Raw genomic sequence first — 26,252 nt, 5'->3', positions numbered from 1 at the left:
AAATCGATATGCAGTTTGCGATTGTATCGAGGGGAGATACGCGATCAGCGGAAATCGCCCAAGATCTGACTGAAAAACTTGAAGCCGCGGGGCACACGTTATCGGAAGAACCACGAATCGTGGTATCAGTCGGTGGGGACGGGACGATGTTGCAGGCGTTCCATAAATATATTGACCGACTCGATGAAACACTTCTCGTCGGCATTCATACCGGACATCTTGGATTTTATGCGGACTGGCAACCGGATGAGTTGGATGAACTGACGGAAATGATTACGAGTGAGTCGTTCGAACCGGTCTCTTATCCGCTCGTCGAGGTACTGATCGACTATGAGAACGGAAAGACCGATCGTCAACTGGCGATGAATGACTGTACGATTAAAAATTATAAGCGGACGCTCGTCTGTGATTTGTCGATTCGCGACGATTATTTTGAAACGTTTCGTGGAGACGGGCTATGTATCTCGACCCCATCAGGTTCGACCGCCTATAACAAAGCGCTCGGTGGTGCAATCGTTCACCCATCGATTGAGGCGATTCAAGTGACAGAGATGGCCTCCATCAATAACTTGGTTTATCGGACGATTGGGGCGCCGCTCCTATTGCCGAAACATCATCAAGTGAAAATTAAGCCGCACACGAAAACGGAATTCGAATTGGCGTTCGACCATCAAGAAGCGTTATCTTGGTCAGACGTCGTGTCGATCCGATGCGCGGTCGCAAAAGAAAAAGTGACATTCGCCCGTTTCCGCCCGTTCCCATTTTGGCGCCGTGTACGCGAATCGTTCATTGAGGAAGGAAAGTAACAGATGCAAGGATTTATGATGCGTCGCGTTGTGGAGAAGTCGATTCCACTGCGCGACTTTTTAATGCAGGACCTCGGGATATCCCGAAAGATGCTTACGCTCGTAAAGCATGAAGGTGAAATCGAGGTGAATGGAATACATCGCACCGTTCGGCACGTTCTCGAGCCAGGGGATGAAGTGACGGTACGTTTCCCACCCGAATCCCCTTCAACAGACATGGTCGCCTCAGACAGACCAATCCGCATTTTGTATGAAGATGATACGGTGTTGGCGGTCGATAAACCGGCAGGAATCGCCACGATTCCATCACGACTACATCCGACCGATACACTCGCAAACGCCGTACTCGGTTACTATTATCGAATCGGTCTGGCATCTGCGATCCATGTGATCAATCGACTCGATCGCGATACGAGCGGTGTCGTCCTGTTTGCAAAGTATGGATTCATTCACCATCGATTTAGCGAGCTTCAGAAAACGAATGCGCTCACACGCTCTTATGTGGCGCTCGTTGAAGGCGAAGTTCCTATCCAAACAATCGATGCACCGATTGGACGCGCCGAGAATTCGATTATGGAACGAGTCGTGACAAGAGACGGACAGCGCGCCGTCACACATATCGTCGCGTGTCAGCCATTCGGGAGTGACTCTTTATTGACGATTCGACTTGAGACAGGACGCACGCATCAAATCCGTGTTCATTTGCGCCATATCGGTCATCCGCTAATCGGGGACTCGATGTATGGGGGAGCGGCTCGGTTGTCACGTCACGCCCTCCACAGCGCGTCAGCGCGCTTTATTCATCCGATGACAGGGGAAGAAGTGATCATCGAAGCACCGATTCCGCAGGATTTTCAATCTATGTAAAAAATCCCCTCGAGGTTTTTCGTAACCTTGAGGGGATTTTGTCAATCGTCATCAAACATATAGGTTTTTGATTTAGAGGCAACGTTCATGACGAGACCGATGGCGATCATGTTCATGATGATCCCTGTCCCTCCATAACTGACGAATGGGAGGGTGAGTCCCGTGATCGGCAAGACCCCGATTGTCATCCCGATGTTTTGGAACACTTGGAATGTGAACATAGCGATGACGCCGGTAACGATATAGCTTCCGAATGCGCTGCTTGATTCAAGTGCGATGTGAATCATGCGATAGAGGAACAAGAAAAAGACGATGATCACAAGTGCTGCGCCGATGAAGCCGTAATGCTCGGCGATGACGGCGAAGATGAAGTCTGTCTGTGATTCTGGTAGGTAGACGAGTCCTTGTCCATATCCTGCCCCAAACATCTGCCCAGACCCGATCGCTTGTAATGATTTGATTAACTGGAACGCCAAGTCATCCGAGTATTCATATGGATAGATCCATGCCTGGAATCGGTTGAGGGCGTGTCCTGGTACGATAGCCTGCAACACTTCAAAATGGGAGAAGAACAGATACATGAACGTCCCGATGGTCAAAGCGGCGGCGCTGAAGAGGCCGAGCAACCACTTCCAGCCGATACCGGAGACGATGATAATCGCGCCGAGCATCGTGATCAAGACGAGTCCTGTTCCTAAGTCCGGTTGCGTCACGATCAGCCCAAGTGGTGGAATGGCGACTAATACCAATTTGACCAAGAGCCATGTGTCGAGTTGAGATGAGCCGTATCGCTTATTGTGGTCATATACAATCGTCGACATCGAAATCAAAAGGAACAATTTCATGAACTCTGCCGGCTGAAAACTGAATCCCGGTACGTTATACCAACCATACGCTCCGTTGATGTTCGGAACGAGTGTTGTGTCGCGGAGAGGAATGAGTCCTACGAGCAAGAGAAGACCAAATGCATATAAGTACCAATGGATTTTTCGAAGTTGCTCATATTCGATTGTCATGATGGCAAACATCGCGAAAAAGCCGATGACGTATCGAATGCCTTGCTCGAGAGCGAAGTTGATATGTTGAAGTCGGGTCGGCAACATCGGTTGTGCCGTATAGATTGCACCGAGGCTGATGATCATCAATAAGAAGACGATGGTCAATAACGTGGTGTCTATACTTTTGAAATATGATTGAATGCGGTTCATAATGGAGTCGAGTCACCCTTTCTATACGTATTTTATCTTACCGCAACTTAAAAAAATCGCAATACGAAACGAGCCGGTTGACAAAACAGAAACCTTTCTGTAATCTGATAACAGATATTATCACCAGGTACTAAAAAGGGGAGTTTATGATGTCAATTTTTCCAACATTAACGAATAAAACGTATGTCGTCATGGGGATTGCCAACAAGCGTTCCATCGCATGGGCGATTGCTAAAACGCTCGATGAGGCGGGAGCGAAGCTCGTATTAACGTATGCAGCAGAACGATTCAAATCAAGTCTCGAATCGCTTGCGAGCGAGTTGAAGCAAGAAGCGATTTTGCTCGAGTGTGACGTCACAAATGATGAAGCGATTGAAACGACGTTCCGTTCCATCCATGAACAAGCGGGCGAAATTCAAGGGATTGCCCATTCAATCGCATTCGCAGATAAAGAAGCATTGCGCGGCGAGTTCTCGGAAATGACACGTGGACAATTCGCGCAGGCGTTAGACATCTCTGCGTATAGTTTGACGGCAGTCGTGAAAGCGGCGAAACCTTACTTCGCATCAGATGCCTCGGTGATCACGTTAACATACCTCGGTGGGGAGCGCGTCGTTCCGAACTATAACTTGATGGGTGTCGCAAAAGCAGCGCTTGACTCTAGCGTCAAGTACTTGGCAAATGAGTACGGTCCGCATGGCGTTCGTGTCAATGCAATCTCGGCTGGTCCGATTCGTACATTGTCGGCTAAAGGGGTAGGCGACTTCAACAGTATCCTTTCTGAGCTTGAACAAAAAGCGCCGTTACGTCGAAACGTCTCTGCAGAAGAAGTTGCGTCAACTGGACTTTTCCTTCTCTCGGGAATGGGAAGCGGCGTCACGGGTGAAGTCATTCACGTCGATAGCGGGTATCATATTTTATAAGTTTGGGGAATGGCGCAGTGATGCGCCATTTTTGTATTATGTAGCCGTTGAATCGGGTAAGGACTTATGAAGGAGGTCAGATCATGGGTCCTTATCAGATTGACTTTACTGTCGTTCAATACGTCAACCGGCAAGTCCAGCCGTCAGGTCGAGCGAGCATCGAACCGGTGACGCGTATCAAACGCGTTCAGCGAATCCGACCTCGACGAGAAGAATGGTTAGAAGAAGAGCAAGAAAAAAACCCCGGTCGCTTTGTCGACCGGAGCATATAAGATTAGCCTCGGAAACGGAACGTCTCATAGACGTTCCATGTTTCATTTTCGAGTTCGTACATGACAGCCATCCGAGTGATCGTCTCTTCAAAATGGACTTGCTCCATACGCATCCGTTCGAGGACGTCGAACAGTTCGGCATCGGTCAAATCTTGACCGATTGTAATATGTGGCAAGAACTCATATTTTGGAGACTGACTGAGCACGTCTTCATGTAGTCGCTGCTGCAAAGCAGACAGTTCGCGTGTCGGTAACACTTTCAAATACAGCACGTTGTTCGTCGGCGCAAAAGAGCGGACGCCATCGACTTTTAACTGAATCGGTTTAGTCGAATCCGCAACTTGTTGCAAGTACTCGAGTACTTTTGGCAAGTCTTCTTCTGCCACCTCTGTCCGCTCCTTGATGGTCACGTGAGGTGAAATCAACGCATATTTAGTGTCATAACGTTTTCGATAAGAGTTCGCAAAATCTTGCACTTGTTTAGACGGAAATAAGACTACCCCAATCTTCATTCCTCTTCCCCCTTTAATCGTTTAACCTACATGTTTATGATGACCGATTTAATGAGGGAAGTCAAAGCAGGGTTCGTCTTTTTTCGATTTTTCAGTATAATGGTTATATTAACTAGAGAGGCGATGACTCTCTGAACGAAGGGATGTGAAGCGGGATTTCAATCCTGCGCCTATTATGAAACACGTACCACACTCACGAGATGTCCGAGAAGCAGCGCGTGCCCGCCTGCTCGAGCGCGGCGTCACGATTGAATCGATTGCAGAAATTGTCTATCAGATGCAAGCCCCTTACTCGCCGCATCTTTCCTTAAAAGATTGTATGGATTCCGTTGAGGCGGTTCTCGACAAACGAGAATTGCAACATGCTATTCTCGTCGGATCGGAACTCGATATGTTGGCGGAGAAGGGCCAACTGTCTGAACCACTCTTATCTATCATCGCATCTGACGAAGGTCTATTTGGAGTGGACGAAACGATTGCCATCGGTGCCGTTAACACATATGGTTCGATCGCCGTCACGACGTTCGGGTACTTAGACAAGGCGAAAATCGGCATCATCAAGCAGCTCGATACGAAAATGGACGACGGTCAAGTGCATACGTTCATGGACGACCTTGTCGGTGCGATTGCAGCGAACGCGTCTGGACGATTGGCACACCGTCTTCGAGATATGGTCGACTTCGGAGAAGAAGAGATGCGTGAACGAAAAGGGTTGTATTAATGAAATATACACCCATGCAGGTGGTCATCGCCGGGACGATCGCATATGTGATCGTGTCGGTGTTTGTCGTTTTGGGAGCAGTCGGTCCCATGAATACGTTCGTATATGAGTTGTTACAACCGCTACCGGATCGTGTGTTTGCATACGTCACGGAGTTAGGGAGCGCGCAGGTCATTGTCGGGCTATCGATTTTAGGTTTATTGTTTTGGTTCTGGCGCGGTGATCGCGTCGAGGCATGGCGACTCGCGCTCGTAGGGATTGGGACGCTCCTTTTCACACAAGTGCTAAAGCTCGTCTATGGGATTGATCGCCCGCTCATCGATGCATCGCTCGATGCGACAACGTATAGCTTTCCGAGCGGTCATGCATCTGGATCGCTTGCGTTATATGGATTGACGGCTTATGTGCTGTATCGAAAGGGGCAGTCAACATTCGCCATCTTCGTACTGATCTGTCTCGTCCTTGCAGTATCGCTCAGTCGAGTCGTCTTGAACGTCCATTATTTTAGTGACGTGATTGGTGGCTGGCTCGTCGCGCTGACCATGATTGCCTTGTCTGAATGGGTTATAAGGAGGAAAACAGTTTGATCGTCGTTGTAGATGTAGAGAAGTGGTTATTTGTTCAAAAGAGAGAAGCGGATGAAGCGTCGGTGCCTACGATTTTGGTGGAAAAGAATATAGAAGGGGCCACATGGTTCACTTCGATGAAAATTTTGTTCCAACTGAAGAAATGGACGGGTCAACGCCAATTCGTCCCACTGTTACCTTATGATGAAGAGACTTATCGCTCGTATGAGGTATTCCACGTCGATGCCGTGCCTCCGTTGGCGTTACTCGACAGGGGGCGCACGTTACTCGTGAACAACCAACGAGATGAATCGTATGAACTCGCCTTACAGGAAAGTGGACATGTATCGGAAGCGTCAATCCTAACGTTTGCGCTCAACTATATTGAACAGGTGACGAATAACCGTGTTGTGTTTGCAGGAGAAGAGACAATTGATGGCGTTCCCGGCGTCCCGAACGAGTTATGGGATGCGACCGATCGATTGGATTCAGGACGCCGACTGTTCGAATGGATTCGAGAAGAAGACGCACGTAAGGAGAATGGACATGACTGATTGGGAACATACGTTTCAACAATTATTTGACGAACAACAAGATGAAGTGAAAGTACCACGGAAAGACTTTTTATCCGTTCGGACCATGCTGATTGAGAAAGGTTGGCTCTTTCAAGTTGTAGGAGAAGCCAAGCACGGCGGGATCACGATTTATCGCCGTAATCCGGTCGTACCGACTTCATAACTGAAAAAGAGACGAACGAATTTGAACGATTCGGTCGTCTCTTTTTTGTATTTTCTTGTAGAGACAGAAGTTTGTGGAGGTGTCTACGAAAAGTCTGTCGTAACCGCTTACATTTTTTGTCCCGATTCGTTTTATACTACAGGTGTAGGAGGCCTCTACCATGCAATTGAATGAAAAAAGTAAACGAATGTTAAATGTCATCTTACACGAAAAGCAGATGACCGTCGATACGTTAACGATGATGCTTCCATATTCTCGTCGAACGGTTGAATATGAGCTTGAGCGCATTCAAGAATGGCTCAGTTACCATGGTTTATCCAATATGAAAGTGGATGGAACTAAAATTGAATTGACGGTGACAGAAGCGTTAATCGATCAAGTGGAACGTGCGGAATTAGTTTGGTCAGAAGAAGAACGTGAGCTTGTGATTACACTTTATGCCATGACACAAGTTGAGTTTCTTTCAAGCTTCCACTTTCAGCATTTGTTGGATGTGTCCAAGTACACCGTTCAAGAAAGTTTAAATGCGATCAAGAAAAAGGCCGCACGATTCGGTCTCGACTTCTCCTATACGAGAAAAGAAGGGTATCGATTCAACGGTCATTTCCAAACGGTCACTTTATACGTTTATCGAACGATTGAACAATTGCTTGATAAGTCGACGTCCTCACAATTACTCGACCTATGCTTCGATGAATGGCAAGAGGAGTTTAGGAAGCGTGTCCGTCAGATTGAACAGTTTGAGGCGCTCAAACAGTTTCAATTTGTGGAAAGTCACCGCGAAAAAATGGCGTATTTTCTTCTCGTTGGTTCCAAGTTGTCTCCAGAATCATTTGTTCGAGATGAGGACTCTTGGTTGACGGAAAAAGTAGAACAATCAGTTCGAGCGCATTTTCAAGATGTCCCGCAACTGTGGGATATGTTGATGATGCTCATCCAAAGTGGACCGAAAGTGTCGGAAGAGATGGATGAAACGGTCCAACAGAATCTTGCCGCCACGATGATTCAGGTGATTGAGCGATTCGAGGGATTGAGTTGTACGCGGGTCATTGAACGGGAAGCATTATGTGAAAAATTAGTTCTTCACGCCAAAGCGACACTGAAGCGTGTTCATACGGAAGTCATGCCGCCAGAAGAGTTAGAAAGGTATGTCTTGAAAGAGCACCGGGTTTTGAATGTGATCGTCGATCGTTCACTCGATCCGATTCGACAACAAATTCAAGCCGATCTTCCGAAAACGGAAGTCATGTATTTCACGTTGCACTTCGCAGCTCACCTTCATCAACAAGGACAGCACCTTGATGAAAAAATGAAGGCGATTGTCGTATGTCCGAGCGGGATTAGTGTGTCGCATATGCTCGACCATATTTTGAAAAATCAATTTCCGGACTTTGTATTCTTACCACCGATTTCACAACGTGACGTGTTAGAGTATGCGCCGCTTGTCGATTTGATTTTCACTACGGTCCCATTGCCTTTAGCCGTTCAGCAGCAGGCGCATGTGACCCTCGTACCGACCCTTCCAACGAGACTCGAGCAACTCGCCTTGAAGCGACAAATCCATCAACGTTTTATCGCCACTGGAGGAATTGCTCGATTAGAAGTGTCCGACATTCTCGAAGTGGTGAAGAAATATGCGACAGTCCATCAAGAATCACAATTGAGAAAAGAATTGAATCATTTACTACAAGATGAAGCGACGAAAGATGAATGGAAAGGGGGACAACCCGTGCTAAATCAACTCGTAACAAAAAATGAAATTCAACTTCGCGATCATGTGTCGAATTGGCAGGAGTCCATTCGTCTCGCGGCCGAACCACTTGTCCAGAACGGGACGATCGAAACACGCTACGTGGAAACGATGATTGAGAACGTCGTGGAGCATGGTCCGTATATCGTCCTCATGCCACAAATTGCTATCCCACATGCGCGACCTGAGGATGGTGTGAATCAACTTGGGATGAGCGTGTTGAAACTTACAGAACCGGTCTTTTTTCCGGGAGATAAACCAGTCCGTGCATTTTTTGTGCTAGCGGCTATCGATCAAACGACTCACTTGAAAGCGCTTGCGCAGTTGACTGAACTGTTAGGGAATGAACAAGACGTGTCACTCGTATTAGGGGCAGACAACGTCGAAGAGATTGTTGAGATACTCAATCGTTATTCAGAGGAGGAAGAAAAATGAAAAAGATTTTAGTAGTATGTGGGAACGGATTAGGGTCAAGCTTCATTATGGAGTTGAACGTGAAGAAAGCGCTCGAACAAATGGGGAAAGAGGCAGATGTCTCTCATACGGATATTGCAACAGCACGAACTGAACCTGCTGATATTTACCTTGGGGCACAAGATATCATCGGGACACTAGATGATGGTGCGAAAGAAATTGTCGCCCTTGAGAATGTCATGAATATTGAAGAAATCAAATCTAAACTTGAAGGCAAAGTATAAAGAATAAATAAATCGTAAAGGGGGAGCGCTTATGCTTGATTTGATTATGCGAGATATATTGGGGACACCTGCCATACTGGTCGGATTGTTCGCATTAATCGGGCTCGTTTTACAGAAAAAAGACATTGCTTCCATCGTCTCTGGTACGCTGAAGACAATCATGGGGTTCGTGATTATTGGAGCGGGGGCCGGTGTGATCATTGCGGCCCTCGACATTTTCGGACAAATGTTCGACGAGGCGTTCAGTATTCGTGGCGTCATCCCAAACAATGAAGCGATTGTTGCAGTTGCACAAGATGCATTCGGTGTTGAAACAGCAATGATCATGGTGTTCGGGATGGTTATGAATATCGTTTTGGCTCGCATCACACCATTTAAATACATCTTCTTGACGGGTCACCATACGTTATTCATGGCGAGTTTACTCGCAGCCATTCTTTCCGTCTCTGGTCTCGAAGGTACGCTCTTGATCATCATCGGATCGGTATTGCTCGGATTATGCATGGTCTTGTTCCCTGCTCTTCTTCAACCGTTCGTTCGTCAAATTACGGGGTCAGACGATTTTGCAGTCGGACACTTTGGTTCACTCGGTTACTTTATATCTGGAACGATTGGGAAATATGCCGGAAACAAGGAGCACTCGACGGAGCAAATTCAAGTACCAAAACAACTTGGGTTTCTACGGGACACATCCGTTGCCGTTTCGTTGACGATGACCCTGTTATTTGTGGTGGTAGCTATCTTTGCCGGACCAGCATTTGTTGAAACGGAATTGTCAGATGGATCAAACTACATCGTCTTCTCTATCATTCAAGCGATCACCTTTGCTGCAGGGGTATATATCGTCCTTGCTGGTGTACGGATGTTGATTGCAGAAATTGTACCGGCCTTCAAAGGGATTGCCGACAAGATGGTACCGAACGCAAAACCTGCGCTAGATTGTCCGACCGTCTTCCCGTTTGCGCCGAATGCGGTCATCATCGGATTTTTAGCGAGTTTTGCAGCTGGGCTATTCTCGATGTTTCTTCTTCCGTTATTCGGTCTGGCTGTCATTGTACCAGGCCTTGTCCCACACTTCTTTACAGGGGCGACGGCAGGGGTATTCGGGAATGCTACCGGTGGACGTCGCGGAGCGATTCTTGGATCGATTGCAAACGGTGTATTAATCAGTTTCTTACCGGCTCTCCTCTTGCCACTCTTGGGGAATCTCGGATTTGAGAGTACGACATTCGGGGACTCTGACTTTGCCCTTGTTGGTATTTTGGTCAGTTGGCTTGTTTCATTATTCTCATAATATAGAAAATGAGGTCTTTCTCCCACACGGAGACAAGACCTCATTTTTTACGCATTTGAAGCGAGTTTGATTTTTTGTCGTTTCATCTTGTGGAGTAACCATGCATAGAGGACTTCACAAGAGTTGTGAGGAAGGGTCAGCTCCACAAGTGGGTGGGCATGACCAAATATAGTGAAGCGCGAATGGTCCTCGTCGAGCAGAGAGACTTGAATGTCAGTCGCATCCTGAAGTGAAATGCGTTGTTCTCCTGCGTGAGCATCTTTAAGTTTCAGCATTTTTCCATTCGTCGCAAACTTGGTGAACGAAGAGACTCCTTGTACTTTCAGTTGTTCCATTTCGTGTATCTATCCATCCGCGTGATGAATAGATTTTCACCTCGCTTTCTCTATATTGCCTTCCATTCCTCCAGAAGGTTATTCCTAGTATAACGCCTTGTCCGAAAAAGAAAAGTGTTAATTTAACAAAAAATTAAGACAATTTGTTATCAATTTTTAAGAATAGCGTTCACACCCATTCTTGAAGGGAATTGACTTGAAACAATCGGGCTGAAAATAACAAAAAAGAACCTCATTTTCAGAGGTTCGATTGCGTTCTATACATCCATGACCTTATAACCGTTCAATGTGCCATGTACGACGACGGTACAACAACTGTCCTTTCAGCGCGATTGATTCCTTTTTGGCGTCAAAGTCTTCTTCGAGGACGGACATATCTTCATAACGACCGGCCACATAGAAGGAAATGACGATTTGGCGATTGAACAGACTTCGTTTCGTGTGATCAAAATCGATGATCAGTCCTTGAGGTGCCAAATCGAGCAGCTCATCGATGACAGGAAGCGGGATTGGGACGAAACTAATGTTTCGGATATCGCGGTCTAGCTTGCTTTGCAACATATTTTGAACGAAACGATTGATTGTCGACCAATCGCGGATGTAGAGACTGCTGTGACGATCGTTTGCTTCATTGAAGAACACAATCTCGTTATCAAGCGAATCCAAAAACGGTTTCTTGATACCACGCTCCATATGACTTAAAAATAGGATCTCTGCGATTTCATGATCGGACAACGTCTCAAGCGTGTTATAGTCCGGGAAATCAATTGCAGTGAATGTCGTCTGGTTATTTAAATACTTAGACGAGAATGAAGAGAGCTCATGCGCTTCGATATATCGGAATCGTGACCTAGAAGATTGTCTCATTCCTTTAATATCGGTTCGACAAATAATCATCGGTCTCGTGACAGAAAGTGCCTCTGTCACATCAGCTAACGTAACCCCATGTAGCGTAAAGCGCTGAACATCTCGGTCTTGTTTTAAATAAAAGAGTTGTTTTGACATATGGTATCCCCTCAGTTTGACATACTACATTCATAGTAGCAAAAACACATGATTTCCGCTATCTTGAGACGGTTCGAGAGGGTTGAGTTCGATACATTTGGGAAAAGAGAAGTATACTTGAGGAAACGAATAGGAAAGGCGGGTTCCACATGTGGGGATTAAAACGTAGTTTTCCTGAGCTCGCTACGCCCCGGTTTATCCTGCGAGAGCTAGAACCGCGTGATGCTAGAGCACTTTATACCATTTTATCGACTGAAGAAGTAATGCGATACTACGGGTCGGACCCGTTGCTTGCAGTCTATGAGGCGAAAAATGTCATCGCATACTTCAAAGATCAATTTCAACAAGGAAAAGCGATTCGCTGGGCCATTTGTGATCGATTGACAAACGAGTTAGTCGGGACAATCGGATTTCATAATTGGACGCCTCAATATTACCGGGCTGAAATCGGTTTTGAAGTCTCCCCCCATTATTGGAGACAAGGGGTGGCTTTCGAAGCGGCGACTGCTGTCATCCAACATGGATTTGAAGAGTTCAAGTTTCATCGCATCTCCGCCTTGGTTGCACCAGGGAATGAGGGTTCGAATCGCCTCGTACAAAAACTTGGATTCATAGAAGAGGGCTTATTACATGATTATGCATATAGCCATGGTCGATTCATGGATTTGACGATGTATCGACTACTCAAAACAGAATGGGAAGAAAAGGAGCATTTGATGATATGAAGGAACTCGTATTGATACACGGATTGTGCGGTTCGCCAAAGTATTTTGAACGAATGGAACCGTTATTGAATGCAGAAGTCCATGCCCTCACACTGCCGGGGCATGCAGGGACGGAAGTCGGACCAGAGACGATGGACCAGTTTGCAAACTGGGTCATCGAAGAGATTCGACTTCGAAATCTTGAAAAACCGTTCGTCCTCGGACATTCCTTCGGAGGATACGTGACGACCAATCTCGTGCGTCGCTACGGTGAAGAATTATCCGGATTTGGATTGCTTCATTCAACTGCCGCCTCTGATACAGAAGAAGCGAAAGAAAAACGGAACGGGGCAATCAACAAAGTCATCGAAGAGGGTGTGAAGCCATTTATTGATGGGATGATTCCGAACGTTTTCTCGGATGATTCCGATCCAACACTTATTCAACGGGCGATTGAGATTGGATATGAGATGTCTGTGGAAGGTATTGTGAATGCACAACGAGCAATTCGTGACCGTGAAGATGAAGTGGGTACTGTTCAGGCGACCGAACTCCCGGGTTTATTCATTTATGGGGAGAAAGATCCGAATATGGACGAGGCACGGGCGTTTTTAGGTGCGAATCGTCACAAGAAAGCCGTTGTACCTTATAGCCACATGGGAATGATCGAAGCCCCTGAAGAAGAAGCGGAGATTGTGAATCAGTGGATGCGGGAGGTGAAGCATGGAAAAGTATAAATTAATTGCGATGTCGGGTAGTCTTCGAAAACAATCTTTCAACACAGCACTTTTACATTCGATTATTGAGCTGGCTCAAGATGATTTTGACATCGATGTCGTTTCCATCGAACTTCCGTTGTTTAACGACGATTTAATCGATCCGGATGAGCCGGAAGTTGTAGCCGCTTTGAAGCAAGCCGTCCGAGAAGCTGATGGGATATTGATCGTCACACCTGAATATAACCATAGCATTCCAGGCGTACTGAAGAATGCGATCGACTGGCTCTCACTCGAGCCGGGGACCCCACTCCGAGAAAAGCCCGTCATGATTGCGGGCGCTTCGCCGGGCATACTCGGTACGGCCAGATGTCAAATTCATCTCCGACAAGTATTTGCCACAAATCGTGCGAATGTTTTACCAGGAAATGAAATTTTCATCACACATTGCAAAGAGAAGATTGATGATATCGGATTACATGATGAGAAATCGATTCATCAAATTAACAAAACATTATCTGAGTATCGTAAATGGATTGATTTTTGGAAGCGTAACGCAAAAAATTAACTTGAAGTCGCCCTTTTTGTTTGATAGAAAGGAATTGTGAAAACAAACACAAGAGGAGCGACACCAAAATGGAAACTTACATCGAACTGTACAATGGCGGCGAATTAGGTGATCGGGCGGTAATGAACGATGGTATGACGTTTGGTCGGATGACGATTGTTGAATTGTTCTATCAATCCAATCATATTTTTGGTTACGTAAAAGAGAATGGTGAAAAACGTTTCTTCCTTGAACCGATTTCAGAGGATGACACATTTACTGTGGATGGGGTCACGTACTCGCTCCAACAGTTTATCGCGTTGTTCTAAAAAAGAATAAATGGGTGATTGAACGCAAGCGACTCGCTTGCGTTTTTTTGTCATTTTCGTCACGATGAAGAGTGAGGTGATGAGGATGAAACTAGTAGCAATCGAACCAACTCCAAGTCCGAATAACTTGAAAATTATTGTGGACCCTCCGTTTGAAGGAAGAGGGACAACGTATGACAAAGCGAGTACCGATGCTCCAGCGGTCATTCAAGAAATCGTTGGCCTTCGAGGCGTAAAATCGGTTTACGCTGTATCTGATTTTCTTGCCGTCGAGCGTCATCCGAAACATGACTGGCATGACGTGATGAATGAAATCCGACGAGCCTTCGGTGAACAAGTCGAAGAAGTCGAATCCGCACAGATGGACACGGACTATGAACCAGTTCATGTGTCTGTCCAGTTCGTGCTAGACGTCCCGATGCAGTTGAAACTCGTCAAAGGGGATGAAGAAAAACGAATCGGATTGTCGAAACGGTTCGTTGATGCTGCAATGGAAGTTCAGGCACAAGTGAAGAATGTCATACAAGATCGGCGCTGGGGCGAACAAGCCCCACGCTATGGTGAATTAGATGAAGTCAGTGTCGTCGCGCAAGAAGAATTAGAAGCTGCATATCCACAGGAGCGTCTTGAGCGCATCGTGGCGCGAGCGTTTGGGCGCGAGGCTGATTTCGAGGCAAACGCGAACCACTTGCAATCTGACAATTGGAAAGACCGGATGGCTTTCTTGGATGAATTGGAGATCCGAGACGAGAACATGGTCTATTTCCGTCGCGCACTCGAAGACTCCGTGATGGCGATTCGCCGCCAAGCTGTCGTCATGATCGGGATGTTTGAAGAACGGCGTGAGGAATATGTCACATATATTGAACAAGCGCTCGTGGACGCTTCTCCAATTGTGCGACGTACGGCTGGGGATACGGTCTCGGATTGGGCGTTACCTCAATCTCAACCTTCGATGATCGAGGCATTAAAAGATAAGAATAAACTTGTCCGTTGGCGTGCAGCCCGTTTCTTATTTGATTGTGGGGACGAACGTGCTGTATCGGCTTTAACGGTTGCCGAACAAGACCGTGAATTTGAAGTTTCGTTGCAGGCACGACTCGCGAAAGAGCGCATCACAAGCGGGGAAACGGCACTTGGAACAGTGTGGCAACAAATTTCGAACCGTACGAAGTAACATTTCGTTCGACATGTAGTGAATCAATTTTATTTACATTTTTAGGAAGAGAGAGGGGTCCTTAAGGCGGATTACCTCTCTTTTTCAATATCATTTATGCACATTTCACCATTTGACTAACATTTGATGTAAGCGTTTCGACAATAGGTAAAACGTCACGATTTCCCTGTCGAACGATAGGACCTGCATCTTGGTTTCAGATTGGTACACTAGGTTTATCACAGATGAACAAAGGAGCCATACTTATGATGTTGTTTGCAGAAACGCCTGAACTTGTAGCTTATAAAGAAGTGGTAGGAGAGACGATGGTCGTCACGTTCGAATCGATGCATAGTGAGACGTTCTCCATTTCGGCGCAAGTCCGGTCTGATCTCGATATCGCTGATTCGTTGTTCATGACCGGTTGGCAACAGTACATGGAACAAGTTGAAGTTTCGTAAAAAAAGGTAAATGATATAAGGGAAATCATTACAAACGTCTGCACTTTGTATACACTAGTGTTGTAGACGTTTTTTATTTTGTTGAGGAGAGTGGGCCCTATGAAAAAAACTTGGTTACTCGCCGTGGTGACGGCAATCATACTAGTCGTAGCAGGATGTGGAAAAGAAGAGGCGAAACCGAGTCAAGTGAACAGTGATTCGTCCGAACCACCATCTCCATTAACGCTCGATACGGAAGTGGCATACGATTCAGAAGACCATGCATTATCAGCAACAATCAAAATGACGAACCCGAATAAAGAAGCCGTGGACGTGACATTCAATACGTCGCAGCGTTATCAGTTGATTATCAAACAAGGTGACGAAACCGTGTTTGACTATGGTAGTGAATTCATGTTCACGGAATCAATCATTGAAGAGACGTGGGAAGCGGATGAACAAAAGATATTCGATGAGGTCTTCCTGTTAGATGAATTAGAGGCTGGTGAATATTCGGTCGAAGTGATTGGGCTCGGTCAAGTCGATGGGGCACCAGAGATTGCTGTGACGGATGAGACCTCTTTCACTGTTGAACGAGCTGTAGAAGAGCCAGAAGAGGACACGACAGAAACGCCGGAAGAAACACCTTCATCTGAACCGCAAACAGATGGTGCGTTCCGCGATGTTAAAATCGATGTGAATGGTACGATGATACAAGTCAGTGGCTTCACGGAAGAAGTGGAGTTTGAGTGGTCTGTGTCAGACGGCCACAACCTGTACGCACAAGGTGCTGCCGAAGTGACGGGTGGAAGCTTCACGTTTGGTGTGTTGCTCGATGAAGCGCCAGCAGAAGGACAAAAACTCTTCCTCGAATTGACGCCAATCGGTGGGGACGTCACTTCATTCCAAATTCAATAATTGCGAGACGGAAACGAATGTTTCCGTCTTTCTTTTTTTGAGTCGCTAGTTGACGGGGTTTGTGAATTATCAGACAATAAAACGAAATGAGAGAATTATGGGAGGGTCATTCATGCAACAACATATTATCGAATCGACACATGTCAAGCCGACCATCGATCCGAAAGCAGAGATTCGTCAACGAATCGATTTTTTAAAAGCGTATGTAAAACGTGCGGGCGCTAAAGGTCTTGTACTCGGAATTTCGGGTGGTCAGGACTCAAGTTTGGCAGGGAAACTATGTCAGCTCGCCATGGAAGAACTTCGCGCGGAGGAAGCTTTAGACTATACGTTTTACGCGGTAAGGTTACCGTATGGTGAACAACATGACGAAGACGATGCGCAACTCGCCCTTGAGTTCATTCGCCCGGACAAGTCGCTCACGGTCAATATCAAACCTGCCGTCGATGCATCGGTAGAAGCGTTCCGTCAAGCGACTGGGTTGGAATTGAGTGACTTCCATAAAGGGAACACGAAAGCACGGGAGCGAATGAAAGCACAGTATGATATCGCAGCGACGTTCGGCGCCCTCGTCGTCGGTACGGATCATGCAGCCGAATATGTGACAGGGTTTTACACGAAGCATGGGGATGGGGCATGTGACCTCACGCCGTTGACTGGTTTAAACAAACGTCAAGGGAAGGCTTTGCTTCATGAACTAGAAGCGCATGAGCGTGTCATTTATAAAGTCCCGACAGCAGACCTTGAAGATGGTCGCCCGGGACTTCCTGACGAAGTGGCACTCGGTATGACGTATGACCAGCTCGATGACTATTTAGAAGGTAAGTCTGTCGACCCAGTGATTGCAGAGCGAATCGAGACGATTTTCAAACGTTCACGTCACAAACATCATATGCCTGCTTCTCTATACGACGAGTGGTGGCAATAAAAAGGAGAGGCTGTCATCATGACGGCTTCTCCTTTTCTGTGTCTCACGCCTTTTTGAATGGGACAAATTGAATCATCAAAATACATGTGAATGCGATGAAGCTGAGTAGCGGGATTGTGACGAAGCCGAAGTAGTTCACCCAGCGAATGAGGCAGTCATTCGTGCAGAAGGCATCTCCGTTCGGAATTCGCTCTAGAATGACGTGATAGAGACTGATACACCATCCGGCACCGGCCATGATGCCGACGAATAATCGATTCACGTCACGGGCGGTCAGCATGATCGTCAAGTAGTAGATGGCGAGTGGATACATAAAGATGCGTTGAAACCAACATAGTTTACATGGTAAGAAGAGCATGACTTCAGAAAAATATAGGCTGCCGAGCGTCGCGACAGTGGCGACGATAAAGGCGAAATGATGGCGTTGCATCAGATTTCCTCCTAATACTCAAATTGATTCATAAACATGATATGATACATTGAAACAAATACTTATTCAGTATACAATCTTTCAAACGATAGAGAAACAGGTGACGTCATGCAAGTATCGGAAGTAGAAGTGTTGATTATCCTTGCAGAAGAATTGAATATGCGTAAAGCTGCGGAACGATTATTCGTTTCCCAGCCGGCGCTCAGTCAACGGCTCGTGACCATCGAACATCAATGGGGGAAAAAGATCTTTGTCCGTTCGACTCGTGGTCTTGCCTTGACGCCAGATGGGGAAAAAATCATCGAGTTCGCTAAAAAAATGTACAGCGAGGAACAAGAACTACGAAGCGAGTTGACCGCGAATCCAGGGGAAGTATATGGGACGTTAAAAATTGCGGTCGCTTCCATCATGGGGCAGTACTGGCTCCCGAAAGTGCTAAAGACGTTCGTGGAGCGTTATCCGTCCGTCCGAGTCAAATTGGTCACTGGATGGTCGAGTGAGATGATGCGTTACATGCTCGAAGAGAATTTTCATATCGGTATCATTCGGGGGAATCCGGATTGGCGTGGGGAGCGTATGAAGCTGTTCTCCGACTCTCTACACTTGGTCGATTTGAAAATGACAGACCTCGCCCAACTCAAAAATAACGAGCGCTCGTTCATTCAATTTAAGAGCGACTCGACATATTACCAGGAAATATTAGAATGGTGGCAGGAGCGCTTTTCAAGCCCGCCGCTCACCACACTCGTCGTCGACCAGATTGAGACATGCAAACAGATGGCGTTGCACGGAATCGGCTTTGCGATTTTACCGGAGTCCACCATCAAAGATGTCAATGAGATGAATAAGATTCCGTTAACCTCGTCAGGTGGCGTGCCGCTCGTTCGGGACACATGGATGCTGTCGACAGAATCGATGTTAGAATTGGCACAAGTTCAAGCATTTTGGGACATTGTTGAAGAAGTTACGAAGGAGACTGAATGATGAATTGGGCAATCGAAGCAAGAAGACAACTGCATTTAATTCCAGAAGCAGGATATGAAGAATTCAAAACACAAGCGACACTCGAGCAATTGATCCGTTCGCTTGATTCGCCACGTGTTCATATTACCCATTGGCGGACGGGTCTCTTCGTCCGCGTAGACGGTCTTGTCGGTGAGAAAACGATTGGGTATCGTGCCGACATAGATGGGCTGCCGATTACCGAGGAGACGGGTTTAGAATTTGCATCGATTCATGAAGGGATGATGCATGCATGTGGTCATGACGTTCACATGTCCATTGCGCTCGGATTGATTAAGCGGGCGGTCGAAGTCCCGTTCAATCACCATCTCGTCGTCTTCTTCCAACCTGCTGAAGAAGGGCCGGGCGGGGCAGAACCGATGGCGAAATCTGAATTGTTCTATCACTTCCGTCCGGACGCCCTATTCGGATTACACGTCGCACCGGAATATCCGGTTGGGATGGTGGCCTCTAGACCTGGCGTATTATTCGCGAGTGCACGCGAACTCCATATTACGATTCATGGAAAAGGAGGGCACGGCGCTTTCCCACACGCAGGAATCGATGCCGTCATCGTCCAAGCCGCCCTCATCATGCAACTACAAACAATCGTGTCACGGAACATTGATCCCATGGGTAGTGCGGTCGTCAGTATCGGAAAGATTGCAGCTGGAACAAAAGAGAACATCATTGCAGATACGGCGAAGTTAGACGGAACGGTACGCGCACTGTCTGACAAAGAAATGGTCGTACTCGAGAGTCGAATCCGTCAAATCATCGCCGGTGTCGAAATGACGTATAACGTTCAAATCGACCTGGAGTTCGGCAATCGCTATCATGAGGTCGTCAATGATGAGCGCTACCTCTATCAATTCGAAGAAGCGGTCGAAGAAGTGGGATATTCGTATAAGACGTGTGTCCCTGCCATGACAGGTGAAGACTTCGGTTACATGCTGAAGCAAGTTCCGGGGTTCATGGTTTGGCTCGGTGTGAACGATATGGGATCGGGTCTACATCAATCAACACTCAACCCGGACGAACGGGCGATTGAAGTGGCCATCGAATTGTTCGATCATTATTTCCGTACAGTCATGATTCAATGACGTGAGCGGTCGCAGTCGCGACCGCTTTTAGTGTGCCCGAAAAAGAGTGAGCGAGGTAGAAAAGGGGAAAGAAAGATGCATGTAAAGCGACGATTTTGTGGCGATTGCTCAAATGTGAACATTTTGCGAACTCGAGCATTGAGACATTACAGCGCAATATAAAATCATTATGATGTAAGTATCGAAGGGTATTCATCTGTGATTGTCGTTTCATACATGGGTTCGAAGCGATAGAGAGAGATAGGAGGTAATCAATAGATGTTTCAAGATCCTGTCCTGATGAGTCGAGCATTGACGGCACTCACGTTAGGTTTTCATGTGATTTTTGCCACACTCGGCGTCGGGGTTCCACTTTTAATCTTATTGGCAGAATTTTTAGGGATTCGTAAAAAAGACCCGAAATATACCCTTATGGCTCGCCGGTGGTCACGCGGTTATGTCGTGACGGTCGCGGTCGGGGTTGTAACGGGTACGGCAATCGGTCTACAACTTTCATTATTATGGCCGAACTTGATGCGCGTTGCGGGTCAAACGATTGCACTCCCGCTATTTATGGAGACGTTCGCGTTCTTCTTTGAAGCGATCTTCCTCGGGATTTACTTGTACACATGGGATCGTTTTAAAAATCCATGGCACCACATGCTGATTGGGATTCCAGTCGCGGTCGGTGCATTGTTCTCTGGGTTCTTCATCACAACAGTAAACAGCTTTATGAACCAACCTGTAGGGTTCGATATCGTAGACGGTCGTTTGGCGAACGTCAGTCCGCTTGAGGCGATGTTCAGTCCGGCTATGCCTACGAAGATGGCACACGTATTGACATCTGCGATTTTAACATCTGCGTTCATCTTAGCTGCAATCGCAGCCGTACAGTTGTTGCGTCAGCGTCGTAATCAACTTGACAAGCTGTCGATTGAGTATCACAAAAAAGGTCTTCGTTTGACGATGACAGTCGCTTTGATTTTTGCGATCGCGACAGCACTCGTCGGAGATTTCTCAGGTAAATACTTGGCTCAGTATCAACCAGATAAATTAGCAGCAGCAGAATGGCATTTTGAAACCTCCTCCGAGGCAGAATTGATTCTTGGTGGTTGGTTAGAAGATGACGGAGAAGGCGGATATGAAGTCCGAGGCGCATTGAAGATTCCTTACGCGCTCTCCATTCTTGCAGGTGGTGTCCCGAACTATGAAGTGACGGGTCTCGATGAATTTGCTAAAGAAGACCAACCACCGCTCTTTGTTCACTACTTGTTTGATGCGATGGTCGGGATTGGAATGCTTCTCGCACTCATCTCCTTCCTATTCGTATTAGGGCGTTATATTAAGCGTTTGAACCAGTTCAGTAAACCTATGCTCTTTGCGATTGCAGCCGGTGGACCGCTTGCTATGGCAGCCATCGAATTTGGTTGGTTCTTCGCTGAATTTGGTCGCCAACCGTGGGCGCTTTATGAATTGATGCGTACGAGTGAAGCAGCTACGACGTCGGCGAATGTCGGTTGGATGCTTGTCGCTTTCGCGATCCTCTACGCGGTACTCGGAACAGTCACGGTAGTCGTACTATCACGTCTGTTCAAAGAGAACCCAGTAGGGAAAGAACTAAAACAATCCGAACATCGTGGTGAAGCGATGTTTGCGGATGATGTGTGATCGGAGGGTATGACATGCAAATTCAAGAGTTAGGGATTGCCGTCTTATGGACGTTCTTGTACGGCTACCTCATCGTCGCATCGATTGACTTCGGTGCTGGCTTCTTCGCATTCTATAGCCGTTATACGAAACGGGACCACTTAGTGAACCGTCTCGTCAAACGGTATTTGTCACCGACGTGGGAAGTGACGAACGTGTTTTTCGTCTTCTTCTTCGTCGGGATTGTCGGATTCTTTCCGGATACGGCCTATTATTATGGAACGGCGTTGCTCGTTCCGGCGTCAGTCGTGTTAATCTTACTTGCGATTCGCGGTAGTTTTTACGCGTTCGCGAACTACGGATCGAAAGAAAGTACCCTATATATGTTCTTATACGGGGCCACGGGATTACTCATCCCGGCTTCGATGTCGACAGTATTGACGGTCAGCCAAGGTGGGTTCATCACTGAAACTGAGAATGGCGTCTTCTTCGACGGGGCAAAATTGTTCACGAACTTTTACTCGTGGACAGTCGTTATCTTAGCGATTGTCTCAGTGTTGTATATTAGCGCAATGTTCCTCTTGTTCTATGCGGACAAGGCACGCGATCGAGATGCGATCGAACTCGTCAGAAAATGGGCGCTCTTCTGGAGCGTTCCGACGATTATCGCTTCTGGGCTCGTCTTCTTCGGCTTGAAGTCGCAGGCAGCTTGGCATTATGAGAGCATTCTCGGAGGGAACTGGTGGTGGTTCGCGATGAGCTTCCTCTTCTTCGTGATTGCCGTCTCATTCGTCTATATGAAGCGAAACTATGGGATTGCCTTCTTGATGGTCATGGGACAATTCTTCATGGCATGGTTCGGCTACGGATATTCACACTTACCGTATATCTTGTATCCGTACATCGATATCAACGGAAGCGTCGTCAACGAGTCGATGGCGGTGGCACTCGTCATCGTGTTCATCTTAGGATTGCTCCTTCTCGTTCCGGCCCTCTATTTGTTACTCCGTTTGTTCCTGTTTGACAACGATTATGTGCGCGGGAAACGTTCGAGCGGAAAAGCGTGATTTGAAAGATGGGGTTTCCTTCATATAAGGAGATCCCGTCTTTGTTTTTTATGTAGAGTTTTGAAAGGGAATCAGTTACACTGAACGAAGAATCAAGAAGAGAACAGGTGTAGGAAAGGGATGTAGCATCATGACAGGTGAATTTGCAGTCATTGGATTAGGACGGTTTGGTGGGTCGATCGTCCGTGAATTGTCTTCAAACGGATATGACGTCCTCGCCATCGATTCAGACGAAGAACGCGTCAATGAGTTTATGGGGCTGGCAACTCATGCGGTTATCGCGGATACGACAGATGAAAATGTGTTGAAGAGTTTGGGGATTCGTAACTTTGAACACGTCATCGTCGCCATCGGTGAAAACATTCAAGCTTCGATTTTAACGACGTTGATTTTAAAGGAACTTGGCGTCCAAATCATCACCGTCAAAGCGACGAACGATTACCATGAAAAAGTTCTCCGTCGCATCGGTGCGGATAACATCGTCCACCCGGAACGTGATATGGGTGTTCGAATCGCAAACGGATTGATGAGCCAGAGCATTTTGGATTATCTAGAGTTATCAAATGAGCATTCGATTGTCGAAATCAAAGCATCAGACAAGCTATCGAATAAATCACTCATCGATTTGGACTTACGGGCGAAGTACGGAGTCAACATTGTCGCGATTCGTCGTGATGATGATGTCCTCATTTCTCCGCAGGCAGATGAGATGATCTTATCGGAAGATATTTTAATTATCATCGGGAAAGATACCGATCTAGACCGGCTCGAGCGAACGTTACGCTCGAAGTAAAAACAAAAAGACCTCTTGAGCGATACCGTGATCGTTGAATCGATTGATCCAACTCGGCGGTTTGACTCAAGCAGGTCTTTTTTTAGATTAACTTCATCGCTTTCAATCCATATTCGATGCCATCTTCAAGAATCGATTTCGTTACAAAGTCCGCAACGTCTTTCGCTTCAGAACGAGCATTTCCCATGGCAATCCCTGTCCCTACATATTGGAGCATGGCCAAGTCGTTCAACGCGTCTCCAAACGCGTACGTATTCTCGAGTCGATAACCGTTTGCTTCGATAAAGTGACGAATGCCGTCGGCTTTACTAGCACCTTTATTGATGACGTCCATCGCATGTGGATGCCAGCGGATGAAGTCGAACTCATGATAGGCATCGAGATAGTGATGCTCATCTTCAGGTGTACAGTAAAGGAGCGTCTGATAGACGTCTTCTTCTGCGTGGAAGTTTGGTTCGTAGCGAGGAATCGGCATGTCGAGTTCTCCGAGCGATCGCTTGACGATGGCGTCATCCGGTTTTGAAGCGCCGCCTCGATCTTGTCCCAAGTAGACAAGCGTGTGGTCGTTCGAAGTGGCATGAGTCGTCAAACGACCGAGCGCATCTTTAGAGAGCGTGTTACGATACACGATTTCACCTTTATGCACGACGATTTCACCTTTATGCACGACGATTTGACCGTTATAACAAACAAGGCTATCGATTCCTACGCGTTCCGGAATATCCGATAACATCGCTGGTTCTCGTCCCGTCGCGATAAACGTCTCGACGCCGTTATCACGAAGCGCTTGAATCGCTGAAATTGTGGAAGGTGGAATATAGCTACCTTCATGCAAGAGTGTGCCGTCAATGTCGAAGAAAACAACTTTTTGATCTTCCATTTGATTCACCAATCTTTCTCTTTATCTAAAAAATATGTTTTTCGATCCCACTAAAAGGATAACACGAAATAGGGAAACTACCACGAATATCACATCGTTAGTGAAATATTGCCACGATATGAGCTATAATGAAAAAAGAATCTTACGGACATATTCGAGAATCACTTATGTTTCACATAGATGTATTAATAATTGAAGTAAGGAGAGATTAAATGAAGTTTGTTAAGAACCACCAAACAGCCGTGTTCGCACTAGGCGGACTAGGAGAAATCGGGAAGAACACATACGTTGTTCAATTCCAAGATGAAATCATCGTCATCGATGCGGGAATCATGTTCCCAGAGGATGACTTGCTTGGGATTGACTATGTGATTCCGGATTACTCGTATTTGATTAAGAACAAGGACAAAGTAAAAGGGGTATTCATCACGCACGGTCACGAAGACCATATCGGGGGAATTCCATTCTTACTCAAGCAAGTTCAGTTACCGATTTACGCTACGAAACTTGCGCTTGGTTTGATTAAAGTAAAACTCGAGGAGCATGGATTGTTGCGTGAGGCGGAACTCCACGAAATCGATGAGGATTCACTCATCAAGTTCCGTAAAACGAGCATTTCGTTCTTCCGAACGACGCACTCGATTCCGAACTCGCTCGGTGTTGTCGTCAAAACACCACAAGGGAACATCGTCCATACGGGTGACTTCAAGTTCGACTTTACTCCAGTCGGTGAACCGGCCGACCTCGCCAAGATGGCGGAGATTGGAAAAGAAGGCGTGCTCTGTCTCTTGTCTGACTCGACAAATGCGGAAGTCGAAGGATTCACGATGAGTGAGAGCGTCGTCGGGGGGACGATTAGCGAGACGTTCCGTAAAGCGGATGGTCGAATCATTTTCGCAACGTTCGCTTCAAACATTTATCGATTACAACAAGTCGTCGATGCGTGTGCCGAAACAGGACGTCATCTCATGATCTTTGGTCGTTCGATGGAGAAGGTCATGACGATTGGGCAAGAACTCGGATTCATCAACGTTCCAAAAGGGATGATCATTGAAGCGAATCAAATGCGTCACTATGACCCGAATGAGATCGCCATTCTTTGTACCGGCTCACAAGGTGAACCGATGGCAGCGCTTAGTCGAATCGCCAACGGGACACACCGTCAAGTGTCGATCATTCCTGGAGATACGGTCATCTTCTCATCTTCTCCGATTCCGGGGAACGCTATCTCGGTCGGGAAGACGATTGACCAATTGTATAAAGCGGGGGCTGACGTCGTTTACGGGAAGTTGACGAACATTCACACGTCAGGACACGGTTCGCAACAAGAGCAATTGTTGATGATTCGCCTTCTCAATCCGAAATTCTTTATGCCGATCCACGGAGAGTATCGTATGTTGAAGAAACATGCTGAACTCGCTGAATCGGTCGGCATTCCAAAAGAAAATAGCTTCGTCATGGATAACGGGGAAGTGCTTGCCGTCGACTCTGAATCGGCTGCTGTCACTGGTAAAATTTCTGCGAACGCCGTCTACATTGATGGGAATGGAATTGGCGATATCGGGAATATTGTACTAAGGGATCGTCGTATCCTTTCTGAAGATGGACTCGTCGTCGTCGTCATCAGTATCGATGGCAAGACACGTAAACTCGTTTCAGGACCGGATATCATCTCGCGTGGTTTCGTCTATATGCGTGAATCGGGTAGCTTGATTCGTGACGGCGAACGTCTGTTGAAGAAAACCGTCGAGCAAGGGTTGTCAAATAAACAGATGAAGTGGTCGGAGATGAAGCAACTCGTATCCGATACGCTCACACCGTATTTGGCACAAAAGACGCGGAGACACCCGATGGTCCTGCCGATTATTATGGAAGTATGATCTAACGGGCTGTAGGTGACTACAGCCCGTTTTTTGAA

Annotated in this window: 31 protein-coding genes; 25 read left to right on the top strand and 6 right to left on the bottom strand. The window is 46.8% G+C overall.

The features are described 5' to 3' along the window. Positions 1–8 precede the first annotated feature (8 nt). Positions 9–806, top strand: a complete 798-nt coding sequence (locus KNO85_RS08895) for an NAD kinase (protein WP_214789179.1) — start codon at positions 9–11, stop codon at positions 804–806. Positions 807–809: 3 nt separating this feature from the next. Continuing rightward, positions 810–1,673, top strand: coding sequence for an RluA family pseudouridine synthase (locus KNO85_RS08890; protein ID WP_214789176.1), 864 nt, complete (start codon positions 810–812; stop codon positions 1,671–1,673). 41 nt (positions 1,674–1,714) lie between these two features. On the opposite strand, the gene KNO85_RS08885 is transcribed toward KNO85_RS08890, so the two are convergent. After that, positions 1,715–2,881, bottom strand: a complete 1,167-nt coding sequence (locus KNO85_RS08885; RefSeq protein ID WP_214789173.1) for an FtsW/RodA/SpoVE family cell cycle protein — start codon at positions 2,879–2,881, stop codon at positions 1,715–1,717. A gap of 149 nt (positions 2,882–3,030) precedes the next feature. Between KNO85_RS08885 and fabI the strand changes: the two genes are divergently transcribed. Further along, positions 3,031–3,804, top strand: a complete 774-nt coding sequence (fabI, locus tag KNO85_RS08880) for an enoyl-ACP reductase FabI (protein WP_214695521.1) — start codon at positions 3,031–3,033, stop codon at positions 3,802–3,804. An 83-nt stretch (positions 3,805–3,887) separates the two neighbouring features. After that, the gene (locus tag KNO85_RS08875; RefSeq protein WP_074035057.1) at positions 3,888–4,076 is read left to right on the top strand and encodes a hypothetical protein; all 189 of its coding nucleotides are present in this window, start codon (positions 3,888–3,890) and stop codon (positions 4,074–4,076) included. A 2-nt stretch (positions 4,077–4,078) separates the two neighbouring features. On the opposite strand, the gene KNO85_RS08870 is transcribed toward KNO85_RS08875, so the two are convergent. After that, a complete protein-coding gene (locus tag KNO85_RS08870) occupies positions 4,079–4,588 on the bottom strand; it encodes a YjcG family protein (RefSeq protein ID WP_214789170.1) in 510 nt (169 codons plus the stop codon). A 175-nt stretch (positions 4,589–4,763) separates the two neighbouring features. On the opposite strand from KNO85_RS08870, the gene KNO85_RS08865 reads away from it, so the two are divergent. From KNO85_RS08865 to KNO85_RS08835, 7 genes are all read left to right on the top strand, one after another. Beyond that, entirely contained in the window at positions 4,764–5,309 is a 546-nt protein-coding gene (locus KNO85_RS08865) for a phosphatidylglycerophosphatase A family protein (protein ID WP_015881233.1), read from the top strand. Then, positions 5,309–5,896 carry a phosphatase PAP2 family protein gene (locus KNO85_RS08860; RefSeq protein ID WP_214789167.1) on the top strand — a complete coding sequence of 196 codons (588 nt, stop codon included), beginning with the start codon at positions 5,309–5,311 and terminating at the stop codon, positions 5,894–5,896. Before KNO85_RS08865 ends, KNO85_RS08860 begins: the two co-directional genes overlap by 1 nt. Continuing rightward, positions 5,893–6,429 carry a hypothetical protein gene (locus KNO85_RS08855; RefSeq protein WP_214789164.1) on the top strand — a complete coding sequence of 179 codons (537 nt, stop codon included), beginning with the start codon at positions 5,893–5,895 and terminating at the stop codon, positions 6,427–6,429. The genes KNO85_RS08860 and KNO85_RS08855 overlap by 4 nt, the downstream gene beginning before the upstream one ends. After that, positions 6,422–6,613: a hypothetical protein gene (locus KNO85_RS08850; RefSeq protein WP_214789161.1), complete on the top strand. Its 192-nt coding sequence runs from the start codon at positions 6,422–6,424 to the stop codon at positions 6,611–6,613. The genes KNO85_RS08855 and KNO85_RS08850 overlap by 8 nt, the downstream gene beginning before the upstream one ends. Before the next feature lie 160 nt (positions 6,614–6,773). Further along, positions 6,774–8,798, top strand: a complete 2,025-nt coding sequence (locus KNO85_RS08845) for a BglG family transcription antiterminator (RefSeq protein WP_214789158.1) — start codon at positions 6,774–6,776, stop codon at positions 8,796–8,798. After that, positions 8,795–9,061: a PTS sugar transporter subunit IIB gene (locus tag KNO85_RS08840; RefSeq protein WP_214739852.1), complete on the top strand. Its 267-nt coding sequence runs from the start codon at positions 8,795–8,797 to the stop codon at positions 9,059–9,061. Before KNO85_RS08845 ends, KNO85_RS08840 begins: the two co-directional genes overlap by 4 nt. 31 nt (positions 9,062–9,092) lie before the next feature. After that, positions 9,093–10,355 (top strand): PTS ascorbate transporter subunit IIC, encoded by a 1,263-nt coding sequence (locus tag KNO85_RS08835; RefSeq protein WP_214789155.1) that lies wholly within the window; start codon positions 9,093–9,095, stop codon positions 10,353–10,355. A 47-nt stretch (positions 10,356–10,402) separates the two neighbouring features. Here KNO85_RS08835 and KNO85_RS08830 read toward each other — a convergent pair whose 3' ends face one another. Together KNO85_RS08830 and KNO85_RS08825 are read right to left on the bottom strand one after the other, a co-directional pair. After that, positions 10,403–10,690, bottom strand: a complete 288-nt coding sequence (locus KNO85_RS08830) for a hypothetical protein (RefSeq protein ID WP_015881237.1) — start codon at positions 10,688–10,690, stop codon at positions 10,403–10,405. Between the two features lie 273 nt (positions 10,691–10,963). Further along, positions 10,964–11,695 (bottom strand): hypothetical protein, encoded by a 732-nt coding sequence (locus KNO85_RS08825; RefSeq protein WP_214789152.1) that lies wholly within the window; start codon positions 11,693–11,695, stop codon positions 10,964–10,966. A 149-nt stretch (positions 11,696–11,844) separates the two neighbouring features. On the opposite strand from KNO85_RS08825, the gene KNO85_RS08820 reads away from it, so the two are divergent. From KNO85_RS08820 to nadE, 8 genes are all read left to right on the top strand, one after another. Beyond that, a complete protein-coding gene (locus KNO85_RS08820; protein ID WP_214789149.1) occupies positions 11,845–12,420 on the top strand; it encodes a GNAT family N-acetyltransferase in 576 nt (191 codons plus the stop codon). Next, a complete protein-coding gene (locus KNO85_RS08815) occupies positions 12,417–13,136 on the top strand; it encodes an alpha/beta fold hydrolase (RefSeq protein ID WP_214789146.1) in 720 nt (239 codons plus the stop codon). The genes KNO85_RS08820 and KNO85_RS08815 overlap by 4 nt, the downstream gene beginning before the upstream one ends. Further along, positions 13,123–13,683, top strand: a complete 561-nt coding sequence (locus KNO85_RS08810; RefSeq protein WP_214789143.1) for an NADPH-dependent FMN reductase — start codon at positions 13,123–13,125, stop codon at positions 13,681–13,683. Before KNO85_RS08815 ends, KNO85_RS08810 begins: the two co-directional genes overlap by 14 nt. A 68-nt stretch (positions 13,684–13,751) precedes the next feature. Continuing rightward, on the top strand, positions 13,752–13,991 hold the full coding sequence (locus KNO85_RS08805) for a hypothetical protein (protein ID WP_214789140.1): 240 nt from the start codon (positions 13,752–13,754) through the stop codon (positions 13,989–13,991). Between the two features lie 85 nt (positions 13,992–14,076). Continuing rightward, positions 14,077–15,168 carry a virulence factor gene (locus tag KNO85_RS08800; protein WP_214789137.1) on the top strand — a complete coding sequence of 364 codons (1,092 nt, stop codon included), beginning with the start codon at positions 14,077–14,079 and terminating at the stop codon, positions 15,166–15,168. Positions 15,169–15,413: 245 nt separating this feature from the next. Beyond that, positions 15,414–15,608, top strand: coding sequence for a hypothetical protein (locus tag KNO85_RS08795; protein ID WP_214789134.1), 195 nt, complete (start codon positions 15,414–15,416; stop codon positions 15,606–15,608). Between the two features lie 99 nt (positions 15,609–15,707). Then, positions 15,708–16,505, top strand: coding sequence for a BsuPI-related putative proteinase inhibitor (locus KNO85_RS08790; protein WP_214789131.1), 798 nt, complete (start codon positions 15,708–15,710; stop codon positions 16,503–16,505). A 112-nt stretch (positions 16,506–16,617) separates the two neighbouring features. Further along, a complete protein-coding gene (nadE, locus tag KNO85_RS08785) occupies positions 16,618–17,433 on the top strand; it encodes an ammonia-dependent NAD(+) synthetase (RefSeq protein ID WP_214789128.1) in 816 nt (271 codons plus the stop codon). A 43-nt stretch (positions 17,434–17,476) separates the two neighbouring features. Here the strand turns inward: nadE and KNO85_RS08780 are convergent, their stop codons facing one another. Further along, complete coding sequence (locus KNO85_RS08780) at positions 17,477–17,863, bottom strand: disulfide bond formation protein B (RefSeq protein ID WP_214789124.1); 387 nt, start codon at positions 17,861–17,863, stop codon at positions 17,477–17,479. A 108-nt stretch (positions 17,864–17,971) separates the two neighbouring features. Here KNO85_RS08780 and KNO85_RS08775 point away from each other — a divergent pair, with 108 nt between their 5' ends. The 5 genes from KNO85_RS08775 (at position 17,972) to KNO85_RS08755 (ending at position 23,454) form a co-directional block, all read left to right on the top strand. Continuing rightward, positions 17,972–18,847: a transcriptional regulator CcpC gene (locus tag KNO85_RS08775; protein ID WP_214789121.1), complete on the top strand. Its 876-nt coding sequence runs from the start codon at positions 17,972–17,974 to the stop codon at positions 18,845–18,847. Next, positions 18,847–19,968: an N-acetyldiaminopimelate deacetylase gene (locus KNO85_RS08770; protein ID WP_214789118.1), complete on the top strand. Its 1,122-nt coding sequence runs from the start codon at positions 18,847–18,849 to the stop codon at positions 19,966–19,968. Before KNO85_RS08775 ends, KNO85_RS08770 begins: the two co-directional genes overlap by 1 nt. A 258-nt stretch (positions 19,969–20,226) precedes the next feature. Beyond that, positions 20,227–21,615 (top strand): cytochrome ubiquinol oxidase subunit I, encoded by a 1,389-nt coding sequence (locus KNO85_RS08765; protein ID WP_214789115.1) that lies wholly within the window; start codon positions 20,227–20,229, stop codon positions 21,613–21,615. Positions 21,616–21,629: 14 nt separating this feature from the next. Then, entirely contained in the window at positions 21,630–22,661 is a 1,032-nt protein-coding gene (locus tag KNO85_RS08760) for a cytochrome d ubiquinol oxidase subunit II (RefSeq protein ID WP_214789112.1), read from the top strand. Positions 22,662–22,791: 130 nt separating this feature from the next. Next, entirely contained in the window at positions 22,792–23,454 is a 663-nt protein-coding gene (locus KNO85_RS08755) for a potassium channel family protein (RefSeq protein ID WP_214695570.1), read from the top strand. Between the two features lie 82 nt (positions 23,455–23,536). On the opposite strand, the gene KNO85_RS08750 is transcribed toward KNO85_RS08755, so the two are convergent. After that, positions 23,537–24,334 carry a Cof-type HAD-IIB family hydrolase gene (locus KNO85_RS08750; RefSeq protein ID WP_214789869.1) on the bottom strand — a complete coding sequence of 266 codons (798 nt, stop codon included), beginning with the start codon at positions 24,332–24,334 and terminating at the stop codon, positions 23,537–23,539. Between the two features lie 212 nt (positions 24,335–24,546). On the opposite strand from KNO85_RS08750, the gene rnjA reads away from it, so the two are divergent. Next, positions 24,547–26,214 (top strand): ribonuclease J1, encoded by a 1,668-nt coding sequence (gene rnjA, locus KNO85_RS08745; RefSeq protein ID WP_015881254.1) that lies wholly within the window; start codon positions 24,547–24,549, stop codon positions 26,212–26,214. Positions 26,215–26,252 lie beyond the last annotated feature (38 nt).

It is taken from the genome of Exiguobacterium sp. s124, assembly GCF_018617485.1.
Taxonomy (GTDB): domain Bacteria; phylum Bacillota; class Bacilli; order Exiguobacteriales; family Exiguobacteriaceae; genus Exiguobacterium; species Exiguobacterium aestuarii.
Note: the sequence above shows the minus strand (reverse complement) of the source record. Positions and strands in the feature narration are given on the sequence as shown.

Coding starts and splice junctions, on each gene's coding strand:
- KNO85_RS08895 (WP_214789179.1), top strand. CDS start 9: ATGCAGTTTGCGATTGTATCGAGGGGAGATACGCGATCAGCGGAAATC.
- KNO85_RS08890 (WP_214789176.1), top strand. CDS start 810: ATGCAAGGATTTATGATGCGTCGCGTTGTGGAGAAGTCGATTCCACTG.
- KNO85_RS08885 (WP_214789173.1), bottom strand. CDS start 2,881: ATGAACCGCATTCAATCATATTTCAAAAGTATAGACACCACGTTATTG.
- fabI (WP_214695521.1), top strand. CDS start 3,031: ATGTCAATTTTTCCAACATTAACGAATAAAACGTATGTCGTCATGGGG.
- KNO85_RS08875 (WP_074035057.1), top strand. CDS start 3,888: ATGGGTCCTTATCAGATTGACTTTACTGTCGTTCAATACGTCAACCGG.
- KNO85_RS08870 (WP_214789170.1), bottom strand. CDS start 4,588: ATGAAGATTGGGGTAGTCTTATTTCCGTCTAAACAAGTGCAAGATTTT.
- KNO85_RS08865 (WP_015881233.1), top strand. CDS start 4,764: ATGAAACACGTACCACACTCACGAGATGTCCGAGAAGCAGCGCGTGCC.
- KNO85_RS08860 (WP_214789167.1), top strand. CDS start 5,309: ATGAAATATACACCCATGCAGGTGGTCATCGCCGGGACGATCGCATAT.
- KNO85_RS08850 (WP_214789161.1), top strand. CDS start 6,422: ATGACTGATTGGGAACATACGTTTCAACAATTATTTGACGAACAACAA.
- KNO85_RS08845 (WP_214789158.1), top strand. CDS start 6,774: ATGCAATTGAATGAAAAAAGTAAACGAATGTTAAATGTCATCTTACAC.
- KNO85_RS08840 (WP_214739852.1), top strand. CDS start 8,795: ATGAAAAAGATTTTAGTAGTATGTGGGAACGGATTAGGGTCAAGCTTC.
- KNO85_RS08835 (WP_214789155.1), top strand. CDS start 9,093: ATGCTTGATTTGATTATGCGAGATATATTGGGGACACCTGCCATACTG.
- KNO85_RS08830 (WP_015881237.1), bottom strand. CDS start 10,690: ATGGAACAACTGAAAGTACAAGGAGTCTCTTCGTTCACCAAGTTTGCG.
- KNO85_RS08825 (WP_214789152.1), bottom strand. CDS start 11,695: ATGTCAAAACAACTCTTTTATTTAAAACAAGACCGAGATGTTCAGCGC.
- KNO85_RS08820 (WP_214789149.1), top strand. CDS start 11,845: ATGTGGGGATTAAAACGTAGTTTTCCTGAGCTCGCTACGCCCCGGTTT.
- KNO85_RS08815 (WP_214789146.1), top strand. CDS start 12,417: ATGAAGGAACTCGTATTGATACACGGATTGTGCGGTTCGCCAAAGTAT.
- KNO85_RS08810 (WP_214789143.1), top strand. CDS start 13,123: ATGGAAAAGTATAAATTAATTGCGATGTCGGGTAGTCTTCGAAAACAA.
- KNO85_RS08805 (WP_214789140.1), top strand. CDS start 13,752: ATGGAAACTTACATCGAACTGTACAATGGCGGCGAATTAGGTGATCGG.
- KNO85_RS08800 (WP_214789137.1), top strand. CDS start 14,077: ATGAAACTAGTAGCAATCGAACCAACTCCAAGTCCGAATAACTTGAAA.
- KNO85_RS08795 (WP_214789134.1), top strand. CDS start 15,414: ATGATGTTGTTTGCAGAAACGCCTGAACTTGTAGCTTATAAAGAAGTG.
- KNO85_RS08790 (WP_214789131.1), top strand. CDS start 15,708: ATGAAAAAAACTTGGTTACTCGCCGTGGTGACGGCAATCATACTAGTC.
- nadE (WP_214789128.1), top strand. CDS start 16,618: ATGCAACAACATATTATCGAATCGACACATGTCAAGCCGACCATCGAT.
- KNO85_RS08780 (WP_214789124.1), bottom strand. CDS start 17,863: ATGCAACGCCATCATTTCGCCTTTATCGTCGCCACTGTCGCGACGCTC.
- KNO85_RS08775 (WP_214789121.1), top strand. CDS start 17,972: ATGCAAGTATCGGAAGTAGAAGTGTTGATTATCCTTGCAGAAGAATTG.
- KNO85_RS08770 (WP_214789118.1), top strand. CDS start 18,847: ATGAATTGGGCAATCGAAGCAAGAAGACAACTGCATTTAATTCCAGAA.
- KNO85_RS08765 (WP_214789115.1), top strand. CDS start 20,227: ATGTTTCAAGATCCTGTCCTGATGAGTCGAGCATTGACGGCACTCACG.
- KNO85_RS08760 (WP_214789112.1), top strand. CDS start 21,630: ATGCAAATTCAAGAGTTAGGGATTGCCGTCTTATGGACGTTCTTGTAC.
- KNO85_RS08755 (WP_214695570.1), top strand. CDS start 22,792: ATGACAGGTGAATTTGCAGTCATTGGATTAGGACGGTTTGGTGGGTCG.
- KNO85_RS08750 (WP_214789869.1), bottom strand. CDS start 24,334: ATGGAAGATCAAAAAGTTGTTTTCTTCGACATTGACGGCACACTCTTG.
- rnjA (WP_015881254.1), top strand. CDS start 24,547: ATGAAGTTTGTTAAGAACCACCAAACAGCCGTGTTCGCACTAGGCGGA.